The sequence below is a fragment of the Pseudomonas sp. JS3066 genome (genome assembly GCF_036328175.1).
GTDB lineage: Bacteria > Pseudomonadota > Gammaproteobacteria > Pseudomonadales > Pseudomonadaceae > Metapseudomonas.
The window spans coordinates 3,184,157-3,199,390 of sequence record NZ_CP143312.1; the positions used below are offsets into that span (position 1 = coordinate 3,184,157).

Genomic DNA, 15,234 nt, shown 5'->3' on the forward strand with positions numbered 1-15,234 from the left:
TCTCCTACAGGTGGATGACAGGTTGGTGACTACAAGTCTATGAATCTCAGCCCTACGGAAATGCTCTATTGCCGGGTGACTCAGGCAGATTCCTGCTTGATCCGGAGCATGCTGGCAGGATCTGCGGCCCTCCCTTGAAGGGCCGTGATCGGCCGGCGTGGCGTCGTCACACCCACGCATTCAGACGGGGGTAGCAGCTGCGTTGGCCAGTAAGTTTTTCTGGGCAGCGCGACCCATTCTTTTCCTGCTTGGCAAAACAAAACGCCCCTCCATTAAGGAAGGGCGTTCGGCAGTACGCGGTATCACGGTTTTCTATGCGGACTGTCCATTGCCTAGGCAGAGGCGTAGACCTCGGCCAGGTCGCACAGGTCCCAGTTGCCACCGGTCAGCACCACGCAGACCTTCTCATCCGGCCGGACCTTGACCACACCCGCCAGCAGCGCACCGATACCGATCGCGGCGGCGGGCTCGGCGATTAGTTTCGCGTCCTTGGCCAGGGCGCGCATGCCTTGGACGATGTGCTCGTCCTCCACCAGGACGATCTCGTCAACGTAGCGCTCGATGATCGGATAGGGGTTCTGCCCCGGCACGCTGATGCGCAATCCATCAGCGATAGTGTTCTTCAAGGGTAGCGTGGTGCGCTGCTTGTTCAACCGGCTGTGGTAGTACTTAGGCGTCAGCGCCGGCTCCGCACCGACGACGCGCACCGATGGCCGGGTTTCCTTGATGGCGGTGGCGATGCCTGATATCAGGCCGCCGCCGCCCATGGGGATGATGACCGTATCGACATCCGTCAGGTCTTCGAGGATCTCGCAGCCGATGGTGCCCTGGCCGGCCATCACCAACGGGTCCTCGAAAGCATGGACGGGCACATAGCCGTTCTCCTCGGCGATCTCATACACCCTTTTCCAGCGGGCAGCGGTGTCGCCATCGAAAAGAATGACCTCCGCCCCGAGGGCTTCGGTATTGGCGATCTTGATCTTCGGTGTGGTCACCGGCAACACCAGAATAGCTTTCACGCCCAGCATGCGGGCAGCATAGGCAAGGCCCTGGGCGTGATTGCCGGACGAGGTGGCGATGATGCCGTTGGCGATCTCTTCCCTGGGTAGCGACAGTGTCTTGTTCAACGCGCCGCGAATCTTGAACGCCCCGGTGATCTGCAGGGTTTCGGGCTTCAGATAGAGCTGGCAACCGGCGGCTTTTTCTATCTTCTCCGCGCGCAGTAGCGGCGTATGTTTGATATGGGGTTTGAGCCGCTGTTGGGCTTCTCGAATGTCCTGAATGGTCGGATGGTCGCGCATATGATGTCCTCTCTCCTACTGCCGAAAATCACGTCTCAAAGGAACGCGAAGAAGGTTCCGACGTTGTTTTCCAGCGCATTGCGATAGATTTTTTCGGCCGTGGTGTTGTCCTGTATGGCCATGCCGGTGGAGTCGAAAATGGTGATCTCATCATCGTTCTCCCGGCCCGGTTTTCTGCCCAGCAGGATCTCGCCGAGCTCGGCGTGGATATCGTCCAGACCGATGATCTTCTGGTTGAGCGGATGCCAGGTTTCCCCTTTGTCGATGCACTGCGAGATCGAGTCGTTGACTATCTTGGCGTGCCTGAATATCTCGGGATCCAGCTCCTGCTTGCCTTTCATATCAGTACCGATGGCGACGATATGAGTGCCGGGTTTCACCCAGCTCGCCTCTACCAGCGAGCCCTTGCCACGGGTGGTGGTGATGAGGATGTCGGCCTGCTCGACCGCCTCCTGCTTCGAGTCCGCCAGGATCACCGGGATGCCGAACTCGCCTTCGATATCCGCCTTGAAGCGCTCGCGCGTTTCCGGGCTTCTGCTCCAGGCATGGATCTCTTCGATCTGCATCACCAGGCTGATGGCGCGAATCTGCATCCGCGCCTGGTTGCCGGTGCCTATGCAGGTGATCTTCTTGGCGTTCTTTCTCGCCAGCGCCTTGACCGAGACGGCGCCCGACGCGCCCGTCCTGAGGCCGGTGAGCAGGCTTCCATCCATCACGCAGATCAGCGCGCAACTCCTGGCATCGAACAGCAGAACGCTACCCATGCCATTGGGCACACCATGCGCGTCCGGGTTATCGAGGAAGCCGCCGGACGAGGCCTTCATCGAGATTATTTCATTGGTCTTGCAGTAACCGACCTTGAAGTCGATCTCGCCGCGCGGCTCCGGCAGATGTATGCCTATGTAATCGGGCTGTTCCACCTGCCCACCGCTGAAAGCCTTATAGGCCTCTTCCACAGCACCTATGACTTCCTTCATGGATATCAATCTGCCGACTTCTTCTTTGCTGAGCAGCAGTGTTTTCATCTACGGGGTCTCGTTGCTCTCTAATCGGGGCAGGGATTCGTACAGGCATGATCAGCGCAAATAACTCGAGAGTGCCGTGCCTATCTGCTGCGCTCAGTATGCCGCCGAGCAATCGGCAGAAAATTTCGGATACCAGGCGACTGCGCAACTTCCGATCATTTTTATCGCCATCGGCGAAAGCTATCGCTCCACTCCTGCAACTCACGCATCGCTCCCCAGGCCGTGCAGCAGGCATTCCCGTAGCTACAGAACCTGGCGCCCCCAACACCGCAGCAGAAACTTCCGAGGGCAACCTCGAAAACACCCGATTCTGCGATTGCACACGGCCAATACGACAGCCCCCGCCGGGGCGTGATGCCTAAGATTAGGATCAGCGCAACGGCATCGATGACTGCCGGAGCCTGGTCTGCCACGCCGAAACGAGCGACAAGGCGGGAGACCCGAATCTCAGTTTCGATCATCCGCTCTGGTGCGCATCGATCAACTTAATCGGCGCGCGCCGACACGGCCTTGCAGCGCTGGTCTGCACCGATTTCTGCAAAGCCGTAAAACAACAGGTTCCAGGCTAGGAGAACAGAATGCCGGCTCCCTTGATCACCATGCTGTCCAGTCCGGAGCTGCCAAAAAGCGCCGATGTCGTCGTCATCGGCGGCGGCATCATTGGCGTATGCGCCGCCTATTTCATGTCGCGCCAGGGCATGAGTGTTGCCCTGGTGGAGAAGGGACGTATTGGCGCAGAACAATCCAGCCGCAACTGGGGCTGGTGCCGCCAGCAGAACCGCGATGCGCGCGAACTGCCGTTATCGACCAAGAGCCTTGCGCTCTGGGAGGAGATCAGCGCCGACCTCGGCGAAGACCTCGGTTTCCGCCGCTGTGGGCTGTTCTATCTGTCGGATGACCAGGCCGAACTCGATGGCTGGGCCAAGTGGCGCGACTTCGCCATCACCCAGGGAGTCACCACCCATATGCTAAGCAGCGCCGAAGCCACCCAACGTGGCGCGGCCACCGGCAAGCCCTGGCTGGGTGGGGTATTCTCGCCATTCGACGGCATCGCCGATCCGGCGCGGGCTGCACCGCTGATCGCCAAGGGCGTCATCAAGCATGGCGGCACGATCCATCAGTTTTGCGCCGCCCGCGGCGTTGAGACCGAGGCCGGCCGCGTATCGGGAGTCATCACCGAAAAAGGCGTGATCAAGACCCGCCAGGTGGTGATGGCCGGCGGTGCCTGGGCCTCCTCTTTCTGCGCCCAGCTTGGGATTCGCTTTCCTCAGGCCTCGGTGCGCTCCTCCATTCTCTCGGTTATGCCGGGTATACAGGGGATTCCAGATGCGCTGCATACCAGTGAGGTGACCGTCACCCGGCGGGGCGACGGCGGCTATACCTTGGCCATTTCCGGACGTGCCTGCGTGGATCCGACGCCACAGCAACTACGCTTCTCCTCGTACTTTCTGCCGATGTTCGCCAAGCGCTGGCAAATGCTCTCACCGGGTGACCTGCAGGGTTGGCAATACGGACACGAGACGCGCAGCAAATGGGCGCTCGACCGGCCCACACCGATGGAGCGGGTGCGCATCCTCGATCCGCGCCCGTCGGAATCGATACTGCGCGATACGCTGGCCCGCGCGCGCCGACTACTGCCCGCTCTGGGCAGCGTACCGGTTCAGGCAGGCTGGGCCGGCTATATCGACAGTACCCCCGATGGTGTACCAGTCATCGATGAGGCGCAAAACCTGCCTGGCTTCATTCTGGCCGCAGGCTTCTCGGGTCACGGCTTCGGCATCGGCCCCGGCGCCGGGCGCCTGATCGCCGAACTGGCACAGGGGCAGACGCCGTTCGTGGACCATACCCAGTACAGCCTCGCACGCCTGAACAAAGGCGTCTGGGGCAAGGTCTCGGAGTTCTGAGCACCTCGCCGCTCTGGCGGGAGCCTCGCTCCCGCCTCTTCTCCCCTTCGTTATCGACCGAGCTGCTCGAACCTGTGAGCGAGTATCGGACTGCCTTGGGCAACCCTGCCCCTCTTCTGCAATCCAATCCAGTTGGCTGAAACGCGGCAGCCCCGGCGTGCCGCTCGGGACAATTACGCCATAAAGAGAGCAGAAGAGCCGGGGGCCAACTGGTAAAGCGCCTGCGGATCGCTATCGCGCAAGCGCCGACCACCAAGGCTTATTTGACGACGTACAGCTTGCGAACGTAGACGCTGCTCTCCCAGGCGCAGGGTGTGCCCTGGGCCACGAATAGCGTATCGCCGGTATTGACCTTCAGCTCGACGCCGTCGGCGAGCTGCAGGGTGACGCTGCCTTCGATCAGGTGCATCAGCTCATGCACCTTGTGCGGACGAGCGTGACGCGTGTAGGGCGTCGAATCCCAGACACCGATGAGCAGATTGCTGGCACTGTCCACGAACGCGTTATGGGAACGGCATTGCGGGGCGGGGCTGATCAGGATCTGCGCATCCGGCCCTTGCGAGGGGTTCAGCGCCGCACGCGGATTGAGTGGAGTCAGGCCGGGTTTGCGCTCACCGCTGGCCTGGCTCAACGCGAAGAACGCCCAGAGGCTGCCAGCCTGCGCCTGCACGCGCAGCGCCGTGCCACGACCGATCACCACGCTGGCTCCGACGCTCAGTTCGATTATCTGCTGCTCGTCCTGCAGCGTGACCTGTCCGGAGTGGACGACCAGCATTTCAGTGTGCGGGTAATCCTCGACGACTAGCTCTCCACTTGCCTGGACAGTGCCAGCGGAAATGCCATCGTCGCCCTGATAGGCCACTTGGCGAACGTCGCCGAAGGGATCGGACGAACTCAGGGAGGCGGGGGGAAACGCTGCAGCGGGAATGCCGTCGGCGTGCACCAGCAGCGAAGCAATAGGGTGTGACATGGATAGTGTCTCCAATGATGGGGAGTAGACGAGGCGCGCATCGGCGACTCATGAAGGAGGTCGAAAAGAAGGTGTGGCACCGGCTTGGTGGGCTCCGCTGCCAGGTCTCATGCTAGGAAATATCACCCGATATTTGCTGCGGACTTCCCACCCCGCTCGAGCATTAGCTGCTGCCTGAAAATCCGAAACTTATGTAATCCACCGAATTGATCCGCCCCCCTTGCCAGGCCTTATTTGCAGCTGAGATATAGCCACCGCGTTCGAGGGGAGGACGGGTTCGGTCCTCGCCGGCCAGCCACGTACTAAGTCGATTTCAATGACCGAACGAACCTAACGTCGTCACACCTCGAACCGACGCGATTCATCTGAGCTGCCATAAAAGCGTTGTCCCCCATCTGGGCAATGAACACTAATAAGATCAATGGAGTACTCCATGAGCGCCCTTAAACCGAGCTGTCTCGCCCTGGCGATCACCGCCGTCTCGCAATTGGCCGTAGCGGGCCAGGAACAAGCCAAAGGCTTCATCGAAGACAGCAGCCTCACTCTGCTCAACCGCAACTTCTACATGAACCGAGATTTCCGTCACGGCGGCAGTAACAGCCAGGGGATCAACCGCTCGAAGCCCGTCAGCGAGCGCAATGGTTATCGTGAGGAGTGGGCGCACGGAGCCATGCTCAACTTCACTTCCGGCTTCACGCAGGGCACGGTCGGGTTCGGCACAGATGCCTTCGCCTATGGCGGGGTCAAGCTTGATACCGGTCGCGGCCGCGCTGGCGCAGGCCTGCTACCGATCAGCAACAACCAGACGGCCGACGCTGAAGTCCCGGATGCATTCGGTGAGATCGGCGGCGCAGTGAAGATGCGTGTCTCCTCCACCGTACTGAAGTATGGCGAACAGCGCCCGACCGCACCGGTATTCGCCATGGGTGACAACCGCCTGCTGCCGGAAGTGGCCACCGGCTTCCAACTGTCCAGCAGCGAGCTCAATAACCTCCTCCTCGAGGCAGGCCATTTCACCGCGTACAACGGGAGAAACTCGACCAACTCCGACGACAAGCTGCTGACCACGTACGGCGGCGTAGAAGCGGACAGCGTCGACTTTCTCGGGGGCTCCTACAAGGTCAACGACAGGCTCGTCTTCATGGCCTACGCCAGCGAAGCCGAGGAGGTGTGGCGACAATACTTCGGCAGCGCCTCGTACATCCTCCCGCTTGCCAACCAACACGCCCTGTCGTTCGGTCTGACTGCGTACAAGACCAGTGACGAAGGAGAAGCACGTGCCGGTGAACTGGACACTACCAGTTGGTCGGCCAAAGCCGCGTATGCTTTCGGCCCGCATAAACTGACTCTGGCCTATCAGAAAATCGACGGTGATGAAACTTTCGACTACATCGGCGTCGACTCGATCTGGCTGGCCAACTCCGTTCAGTACTCGGACTTCAACGCCCCCAACGAGCGGTCGGTGCAAATCCGCTACGACCTCAACATGGCAAGCTTCGGCGTGCCGGGCCTGACCTTGATGGCGCGCTACATCAAAGGCGATCAGATCGACTTCACCAAAGCTGATCCGACTGGCACCTCTTTCCGCGCCGGAGCGGACGATGAGCATCACTGGGAGCGCGACCTGGAAGCCAAGTATGTGGTCCAGGAAGGCGCGGCCAAAGACCTGTCCTTCCGCGTGCGCCAGGCCACCCATCGCTCCAGTTCGTTCGACAATGATGTCGATGAGGTACGCCTGATCATCGAGTACCCATTGAGCATCCTGTAAGCGCAGTCATCGCCTTGTTCTGCCAGGGATCGGCAAGTTCTTTTCGAAGGCATCCTCCACGCTCCTTTGCCTCCAGACGCCCAACCGGGCGTCTTTTTTGTGCCCGACCGTACTTGTGAAGGTGGTTGCGTGACGGCAGCGGCTATTCGCACTGCTGTCGCCTCCATGCTGATAACACCCTGCAGATTCAATTAGTCCAATGTCGAGTGGAGTGGCAGGGATGTCCTCGACGACGAAGGCCTCGTGTATCAATCATGGATGAATCATGGCTCGCCACGGGCACGATCGAAGGTGAGTCAATATCCTCCTGGAGAGCTGCAACCACGAGCTACAAGGCAAAATCTCGGCCGGCATTTACTGCTGATCCCTACGCCCGTTCGAGCAACAACTATGGCCTGCAGAACTGTCCGCTTGGCGAATATGCCGAATTGGCCGGTGGCTATTGCCACGCTTCGGCGCAGGTGGGATACAGGCTCCATCTAACCCGCAATCAATGCCGTGCGGCCCATCCACGGAGACCTGTCATGCCCAACTCGAAGAATCATCGGTATACCTATCGCCCCATGACTGCCGCCGACGTGCCGGCAGCCCATACCTTGTCTGTGCAGCTCAAATGGCCGCATCGCCTGGACGACTGGGCCATGCTGCAACGCGTCGCTGAAGGGTTCGTTGTGGAGGATGCCGGTCGCCTGATCGGAACGGCTTTCTCCTGCCGGCAAGGGGACTACGCCACCATCGGCCTGGTCATCGTTAGCGACGAGTATCAGGGACAAGGTATCGGGCGCAAGTTAATGGAGCAGGCGCTGCAGGCCTGCGGCTCGACTATCGCGATACTTAACGCCACCCTCGCTGGCGTGCCGCTGTATGCCAGCCAGGGGTTTGTCGAGTTCGGCGAGATTCATCAGCACCAAGGTCACGTGCAATACATTGCGCGCCCTGCCCTGGCGGCGGGCGAACACTGCAGAGTTTCCGGCGTCGAGGACTGGCCACAGGTACTCGAACTGGCCCATGCGGGCAGCGGTCTCGACAGAACCCGTGTATTCCAGGATCTCCAAGACGCGATCGAGCGGACGACCGTCATAGAGCGCGATGGCCGATTGCGCGCCTTCGCGATGCTCCGCGCCTTCGGCCGTGGCCACGTCATCGGCCCTATTGTCGCGGAGACGCCGGGACAGGCCAAAAATCTGATCGCCGAGCTGCTTGACCACGTCCAGGGGGAATTTGTGCGCCTGGATGTCTTGGCGGACATCGGGCTCGGCGACTGGTTGAGCGATGCGGGATTGCGGCACGTCGATAGCGTCGCACAGATGGCGCGCGGAACCCCGCCCCTACCCCTTGGCGGTGTCCGGCAGTTCGCGCTAGTGACCCAGGCCATCGGCTGATCCGTGTTGGTAGGCATTTAGTGTCGGAGACAGGATTTAGCTCCGACCTTGTCGATTCGCTTTCGCTTTGCGCACATCAGTCACGTCATCGCTGTGCCAGTACTAAGGTCCGGAAAAATCAGTCGCACAACCCGTGGAGAATTAAGAATGGGCATATTTGATTGGAAACACTGGGCAGTGATTCTTCTGATCGCACTGGTGCTTTTTGGCGGCAAGCGTCTGAGGCACCTCGGCGGTGACCTGGGAGAAGCTGTCAGGGGTTTCCGCAGATCGATAGCCGACCCGTCTTGCGACTCGGGCGAATCAGAACCAAGAACATCAGTCATTAACCGAAAGGACGATTAGCTCGCGTAGCCCAATGCAGGGAAGAATTTCTGATTCCGTTCTGCTTTCCTTGATTGAAGGTCGATCATCGACCTTTCTCCAGGGGAAAACAGCCGCATACCTTCGCCCTCCGCAGCTGATTATTTTCATCCTGCTAGGTTGCGGCCCCAGCGGGAAATTAGGTGGCCGAGTTACCGCCGTCATTGAAAAAGTCATCGCGAGCAACGCGCCCAAAATCGCTGAGGTCTTGATCCTCCTCACTGAACATGAAGTTCACCATGCGCTCACGCCTGAGGCCTGAAAGCGTCCTGAAAAAACAGGGTTCGCACAGTTGGACCTCATAGCGTTCGCCATCATGGGCCGAGCCGTAGCCCCAACTGGCGCGAAGCGTGCCAAATTGCAATCCATACCCTTCAACACGCGTGCTAGCGCCACAAACGTCGCACTGGACATCACTGACCGATTCGACCTGTTCCATCGCAGTGATCTTCATCGAGAACCTCCCACCAGGGTAATGTACGCCTTCGTTTATCTGGCACACGATACTCCTGTAGGAGCTTTGCTCGGTCGGCTGACGTGCTCCCCCGAATACGACCCTTCGGTGCTCCGGACCCGCGGCAGAGCTCAGCAGTGGTTTTCACATAGGCTGAGGGGGACTGCCCGCTTGTAGGCTCGCCACACAACTATGCTCTGTCTGCGAGAACAATTTGCCACGGGCGTCTCATCAGCTCCTGACAGGCTATTTCCCCGCCGCCGAAGCAATACCCGACTGGTTGATTGAATGTCACCGGTGTCGCGTTGCCCAGGGCTTGTCCCCGTTCGTTCCAAAGGCCACCGCTACCTGCCCGCAGCAGTGCGTGACCCGCCACCACGTCGTGGGGCGACACCGCGTACAGGGAGACTGCAGCGATCCCATCCCCCACCGCCACCCGGGCAAGCCGATAGGCAATGCTCGGCATGGGGTAGAAGGTGGCGGGCGCACAGAGCTCGGCGTTCTCGGTGGGCCGGGCACGCGCGGCGAGGCTGACGAAGACCTGGGCACCTTCCGCCAGTCCGCCTTGCGCGAAGTTCGGCACGATCAACGCGCCATTACGGAGCAGATGCTTTATCCGCCGGGGTTCGAGGCGGCATGGGTCGTGGACGCCGAGACCCGCACGTTTTCGCAGCACCTGGTCGAACTTCTGGCCGACGGGCGGGTGCAGGTGGACGAGCAAGACGTCTATCGGCTTGGATGAACGCATCGCTCCAGCGTAACGCCGCCCGCACCAACCTACGCCAGTGCTCGACTCCGTAGATTGGTCCGAGCGCGGCGAGACCGACATCGCCGGTTTCCCAAGCCCTGGCAAAGTCACGGCAACATGCCGTAGACAGAGCAACAGGGTTGACTACTCCAGATTTCCCGTAGCAACGCATCAATCGGTTTTTTCGGCTCCGCGCGAGGAAGCCGGGACGGTGCCGACTTTTCAACTGGATCCTCCCAAAGCTGATGCCTAAAGCATTTCTGGGTCAGGGTTATCAGATGCAGCACAGTGAGACCTGCCAATCATGTCTGAACACTATGCCGAAACTGATGCCCGATTATGTATGTTGCAAGGGCTCGGGCTCTAGCCGACTGCACCGACCTGTCTCCCATTGCAGCAGGAGGGAAATGGCGCAAGGGAGGACCGTCAGGGTCACGACCGTCGCGATGGCGAGCCCGCCGATCACCGCGAAGGCCATCGGCCCCCAGAAGATCTGCGGCGCGATGGGAATCATGCCGAGGATCGCCGCGCAGGCCGTCAGCACGATGGGGCGTGCCCGGTGCGTCGCGGCGTGCACGATGGCCTCGCGTGGCGACCGGCCCGCGCCGACATTGATGTCCACTTCCTCGATGAGGATGATGGCGTTGCGGACGATCATGCCGACCAAGGCGATGACGCCGAGCTGCGCCACGAAGCCCATGGGCGTTCCGGTCGGCAGCATGGCCAGGACCACTCCGATCAGGCCGAACGGTGCCATCGCCAGGGCGAGGAACATCCGCGAGAAACTGCGCAGCTGCAGCATCAGCAGCACGCACATCACGAGTGCGGTCACCGGCAGTACGGCGGCCAGCGAGGCGCTCCCCTTCGCGGCTTCCTCGACGGCGCCGCCAGTTTCGACCTTGTAGCCCTTGGGCAGGCCGGCGGCAAATTGCGCGACGGCGGGCGCGAGCGCCTGCACGACGGTCGCCGCCTCGACGCCCTCACGAACGTCGCCCTGAACGGTGACCAGCGGGAGACGCTGCCTCCGCCAGATGATCGGATCCTCGACGCCGTAGCTGAGCCTGGCAATCTGCGACAGCGGGACGGCAAGCCCCTGGGCCGAGCGGATCTGCAGGTTGGCCAGGGTCGCGAGGTTCGTGCGCTCACCGATTTGCGCGCGAACGATCACGTCAACGAGACGATCCTGGTCGCGCACGGTGGTCACGGTCGTGCCAGAGAAGATCGACGCCATGGCACTGGCGATCTCCTCGGAGGAAAGCCCCAGCGCCCGTGCCTGCGTCTGGTCGATGGCGACGATGACGCTCCGTTGCGGCTCGCCCGACAGCAGATGCACCTCGCGGGTATCCGTGTTGGTCGAGAGCAGGTTGGCGAGCTGTCCGGCCAGGTCGCGCACCTTGCTCTGGTCGGGCCCCGTGACGCGGTACTTGAGGGGCCAGCCAACCGGCGGGCCGAGCTCGAGAGGTGTCGCCCGCGCGATGAGCCCTGGGAACTCCGTCTTGAACAGCCCGGCGAGCTTGGCCTGCAGTGCGTCACGCTCCTTGATGCCCTTGGTCACCACCACCGCCTGGGTCACATTGTCGTTCTGCAGTAGCACCTCCATAGGGAGGTAGAAGCGGATCGCACCGGAACCGACATAGGTCGAGAACAGATCGACACCGGGGTCTTCCTTGAGCAGCTTCTCGAGCTTCAGCGCCTCCCGCTCCGTCGCCTCCAGCGACGCGTTCTGCGGCAGCGTCAGGCTGACCAGGAGCTCCGGCCGGTCGGAGGGCGGGAAGAACTGCTGTTCGAGCTGGCCCGAGGCGACAAGCGACAGCGCGAAGGCGACGCCAGCCGCGGCAAGCGTGATCGCGCGATGTCCCAGGGCCCAGGACAAGGCACGCTGGTAGAGCCCCATGATCCGGCCGTTGCCATGGCCATGATTCGGTAAGGATTTCGGCAGGAGCAAGGTGCCGAGCAAGGGCGAGAAAAGGACGGCGACCACCCAGGATGCGGACAGCGAGATCAATACCACCATGAACATCGAATAGCAGTATTCACCCGCGCTCGAAGCGGCGAATCCGACCGGGATGAAGCCGGCGATCATCACCAGCGTGCCCGTCAGCATTGGAAAGGCAGTCGAGTCGTAGGCGAAGCTCGCCGCTCGCTTGAGGCTCCAGCCCTCCTCCAACTTTCCAATCATCGCCTCGACAGTGATCATCGCGTCGTCGACGAGCAGGCCAAGGGCGATGATCAGCGCACCGAGCGAGATGCGCTGCAGGCCAATGCCAGTCAGCTCCATGCCGATGAAGGTCAGAGCCAGGACGAAGGGAATCGAGATGCTGACGACGAGGCCGGCGCGGACGCCGAGCGAAAGGAACGAGACAGCGAGCACGATCGCAATCGCTTCGGCCAGCACCTTCAGGAAACCGCTCACGGCCTGCTTGACAACGGTAGATTGATCGGCGACCTGGAGCATCTCGATGCCGTGGGGCAACGCCCTCCTCACCTCGTCCATGCGGTCCCGCACCGCTTGTCCGAATTCGAGCAGGTTGCCGCCGGAGGCCATGGAGATGGCGACGCCGAGCGCCTTCTCGCCGTTGACGCGGAACTGCGGCGATGGCGGGTCGGCCGGGATACGCCGGATAGTAGCCAGCTCAGTCAGCGGCACGAACCGGTCGTTCGCCCGCAGCGTCATGGTCCGTAGGCTCTCCTCGGAGACGAAGCTGCCGCTCACGCGCAGAGCGATCTTATCGTCCGCCAGGCGCACTGTTCCGGCGGGGCTGACAGCGTTCTGAGCGCTCAGGGCCCTCAGCACCGCCTGCTCGTCCAGCCCGAAGGCGGCCAGCAGGCTGGGGGAGAATTCGACGGCGATCTGTTCCTCCTGCACGCCCAGGAGCTGCACCTTGCCGATGCTCGGGATGCGCAGCAATTCCGCACGCACGCCCTCGAGGTAGTCGCGCAACTCCCGATCCGAGAATCCCTCGGCCGTGAACCCGTAGATCTGGCCATAGGTGTCGCCGAACTCGTCGTCGAAGAACGGACCCTGGACCCCGCTGGGGAGGGTCGCGGCGATATCGGCCATCTTCTTGCGCACCTGGTACCAGGCGTCGGGGACGATGTCTGCCGGCGCATCGTCGCGCAGGTTCACCATGATCACCGTCTCGCCCGGGCGCGTGTAGCTGTCGAGCCGGTCGAGCCAGGGGATCTCTTCGAGCTTCTTCTCCAGGCGATCGGTCAGCAGCTTCGTCGTGTCGTCGATGTTCGCGCCGGGCCAGCGAGCGGCCACCACCATGGTCTTGATGGTGAAGGCCGGGTCTTCGTTGCGGCTCAGTTTCGAATAACTCATCGCGCCGCCGAGCAGCGTGATCAGCATGAGGAAGAAGATCAGCGGCTTTTGAGCGATCGACCAGGCCGAGAGATTGAAGCCGCCCTGCCCTTCCGGACCTGCCTTGTTCGAACTCATTTGGCCACCTCGCCGACATCGTAGGTGACTTTCTGGCCGGGCCTGAGTTTGCTCACACCCGCGGTGACCACGGCATCGCCTTCGCTGAGCCCGGACTCGACCAGCGCTTGCGTCGCCGTGTAGCGCGCCACCACCACCGGTTTGCGGACAAGCTCCTGGCTGGTGGGCTGGACCACGAACACTGCAGCGTTGCCAGCCTCGCTCGTCAAGGCCGAGGACGGCAGGATGATGAGCGACTTACCGGGCAGGATCAGGCGTCCACTTACCGTGGCGCCCAGCGCCATGGTAACGGGGGCGTCGGGCAGCGCGATACGGACGCGGTAGGTGCGGGTCGCCGGGTCCGCGGTTGGACTCGCATCGCGGACCCGGCCTATCACCTTGACCGAGGGATCGGAGAGGAGCGCCACTTCGACTTGCACGTCGGAGGGCACACTGGTGTAGATCCGCTCGGACACGTTGAAGACGGCATCGCGTTCATGGGTGGAAGACAGCTTGATCGCCGGCTGGCCAGCATCGACGACCTGCCCGGCATTGACCAGTACCGCGCTGACGATGGCGTCGTCGGGCGCACGGAGCTCTGTGTAGGTCAGCTTGTTGCGGGCGGTCTGCAGTCCCGTTCTGGCGACCTTGAGCTTGGCGTTGGCGGCGCGCCAGTTGGCCTCGGCTTCCTCGACCCGCGCACGCGCGACGAACTGCTTCGCGAAGAGGGTGCGCTGCCGATCGAGCTCCGACCTCGCCAATCCCTCCGCCGCCTCGGCACTCTTCACCTCGGCCTCGGCGGTCAGCACTTCGTTCTGGACGTCGTTCGGATCGAGTGTCGCCAGAACCTGCCCCTTGACGACACTCATGCCGATCTCCGCGGCACGGGTCGCGACGCGGCCGTCGATGCGGAAGCCGAGGTTGGTTTCGACATTCGCCTGGATCTCGCCCGTCTGGGCGACCTCATCGCCGATTGAGACAGACTTCGCGATGACCGTGCGGACGGGACGCGGCGCCTCTGTCGTTTGTATTTCTTCCTGACACCCCGTCAGTGCCATAGCCAGGCTGCAGGTATAACCGCAGAACAGAAATGTCTTGAGTAGCTTCATCTCGGGTCTCCTTGCTCAAGCACGAGCAGTACTGAGCGACGCACGCACTCCTGGAGTTCTGTGCGTGCGGCGCTGAAAATCGATAGAGCCTTTCATGGCACGAACCTCTGAAGCCTGTGGTGTTTTGCTGAACGGTAATCCCGGATAAATTTAACACAACACACGTTATTATTAATATTCATCAGACGAAATTAGCCCTGCTCCAGAGCTCGGCAACGGAACGGTAGTCCGGTATCAGGCATTGGCGCCTGGCTCATTCCCGCGTGGCCTGCGGGTGTCTGTTTCGCCTGTCCGGGCGAGTCCCTTTCTCAATCGACGGATGGCCCCCCGTCCTCTAAAAAGGAACCAAAGGGCTGGCCCCTGCCTCCGAACTCGGCGTCCCCGCCCAGCATCGTCGCTCCGGGAGTACGGCGCGAGGGACGATCCATTCCGCTCGCCCGCCCTGACGGAGCAGTTCGCGCGGCGTCACCTTCATTGCGTCATTTCAGGTCCGTACAGGAATCCAGGACTGCGTGGACTCCCCGGCGCGAGTCACCCCTCTCTTCTTCAGGGGTAAAGAGGCACGCTTTCGAAATCATCGCTTCCGGTGCCGATGAACGACTGAGCGCGAAGCGATCCCGCTGGGGCGCAGAGCGGGGGCGGGAGAGAGGGCAACATCCGCAGGCTTGGTTTCAGACAACGGCGCTCGCGCAACATTGCCAATCCAGTGTGAACAGACCTCTCCCCCCGACATTCCGCGAAGAACCGAAAAAAAACCGCCCCGAAGGGCGGCAAAAAGGAGCGGGCTTG

At 61.6% G+C, this 15,234-nt stretch carries 11 protein-coding genes; 4 read left to right on the top strand and 7 right to left on the bottom strand.

Going from position 1 to position 15,234, the window contains the following annotated elements; translation table 11 throughout:
* Positions 1-332 precede the first annotated feature (332 nt).
* Together SA496_RS14945 and SA496_RS14950 are read right to left on the bottom strand one after the other, a co-directional pair.
* Complete coding sequence (locus tag SA496_RS14945) at positions 333-1,301, bottom strand: threonine/serine dehydratase (protein ID WP_330114025.1); 969 nt, start codon at positions 1,299-1,301, stop codon at positions 333-335.
* A gap of 35 nt (positions 1,302-1,336) precedes the next feature.
* Entirely contained in the window at positions 1,337-2,326 is a 990-nt protein-coding gene (locus SA496_RS14950) for an ornithine cyclodeaminase family protein (protein WP_151135817.1), read from the bottom strand.
* A gap of 578 nt (positions 2,327-2,904) precedes the next feature.
* On the opposite strand from SA496_RS14950, the gene SA496_RS14955 reads away from it, so the two are divergent.
* A complete protein-coding gene (locus SA496_RS14955) occupies positions 2,905-4,230 on the top strand; it encodes an NAD(P)/FAD-dependent oxidoreductase (protein ID WP_330114026.1) in 1,326 nt (441 codons plus the stop codon).
* A gap of 259 nt (positions 4,231-4,489) precedes the next feature.
* Here the strand turns inward: SA496_RS14955 and SA496_RS14960 are convergent, their stop codons facing one another.
* The gene (locus SA496_RS14960) at positions 4,490-5,200 is read right to left on the bottom strand and encodes a cupin domain-containing protein (protein ID WP_330114027.1); all 711 of its coding nucleotides are present in this window, start codon (positions 5,198-5,200) and stop codon (positions 4,490-4,492) included.
* A gap of 433 nt (positions 5,201-5,633) precedes the next feature.
* Here SA496_RS14960 and SA496_RS14965 point away from each other — a divergent pair, with 433 nt between their 5' ends.
* The 3 genes from SA496_RS14965 to tatA all read left to right on the top strand — a co-directional run bounded on the left by SA496_RS14965 (position 5,634) and on the right by tatA (position 8,695).
* Complete coding sequence (locus SA496_RS14965) at positions 5,634-6,968, top strand: OprD family porin (RefSeq protein WP_330114028.1); 1,335 nt, start codon at positions 5,634-5,636, stop codon at positions 6,966-6,968.
* Between the two features lie 524 nt (positions 6,969-7,492).
* Complete coding sequence (locus SA496_RS14970) at positions 7,493-8,350, top strand: GNAT family N-acetyltransferase (RefSeq protein ID WP_330114029.1); 858 nt, start codon at positions 7,493-7,495, stop codon at positions 8,348-8,350.
* 147 nt (positions 8,351-8,497) lie between these two features.
* Positions 8,498-8,695 carry a twin-arginine translocase TatA/TatE family subunit gene (gene tatA / locus SA496_RS14975; protein ID WP_442965061.1) on the top strand — a complete coding sequence of 66 codons (198 nt, stop codon included), beginning with the start codon at positions 8,498-8,500 and terminating at the stop codon, positions 8,693-8,695.
* A 157-nt stretch (positions 8,696-8,852) separates the two neighbouring features.
* On the opposite strand, the gene SA496_RS14980 is transcribed toward tatA, so the two are convergent.
* From SA496_RS14980 to SA496_RS14995, 4 genes are all read right to left on the bottom strand, one after another.
* Positions 8,853-9,167 (bottom strand): hypothetical protein, encoded by a 315-nt coding sequence (locus tag SA496_RS14980; RefSeq protein WP_330114030.1) that lies wholly within the window; start codon positions 9,165-9,167, stop codon positions 8,853-8,855.
* A gap of 190 nt (positions 9,168-9,357) precedes the next feature.
* Entirely contained in the window at positions 9,358-9,915 is a 558-nt protein-coding gene (locus SA496_RS14985; protein WP_330114031.1) for a hypothetical protein, read from the bottom strand.
* 337 nt (positions 9,916-10,252) lie between these two features.
* Complete coding sequence (locus SA496_RS14990; protein ID WP_179058741.1) at positions 10,253-13,357, bottom strand: efflux RND transporter permease subunit; 3,105 nt, start codon at positions 13,355-13,357, stop codon at positions 10,253-10,255.
* Positions 13,354-14,445: an efflux RND transporter periplasmic adaptor subunit gene (locus tag SA496_RS14995; RefSeq protein WP_179058742.1), complete on the bottom strand. Its 1,092-nt coding sequence runs from the start codon at positions 14,443-14,445 to the stop codon at positions 13,354-13,356. The genes SA496_RS14990 and SA496_RS14995 overlap by 4 nt, the downstream gene beginning before the upstream one ends.
* Positions 14,446-15,234 lie beyond the last annotated feature (789 nt).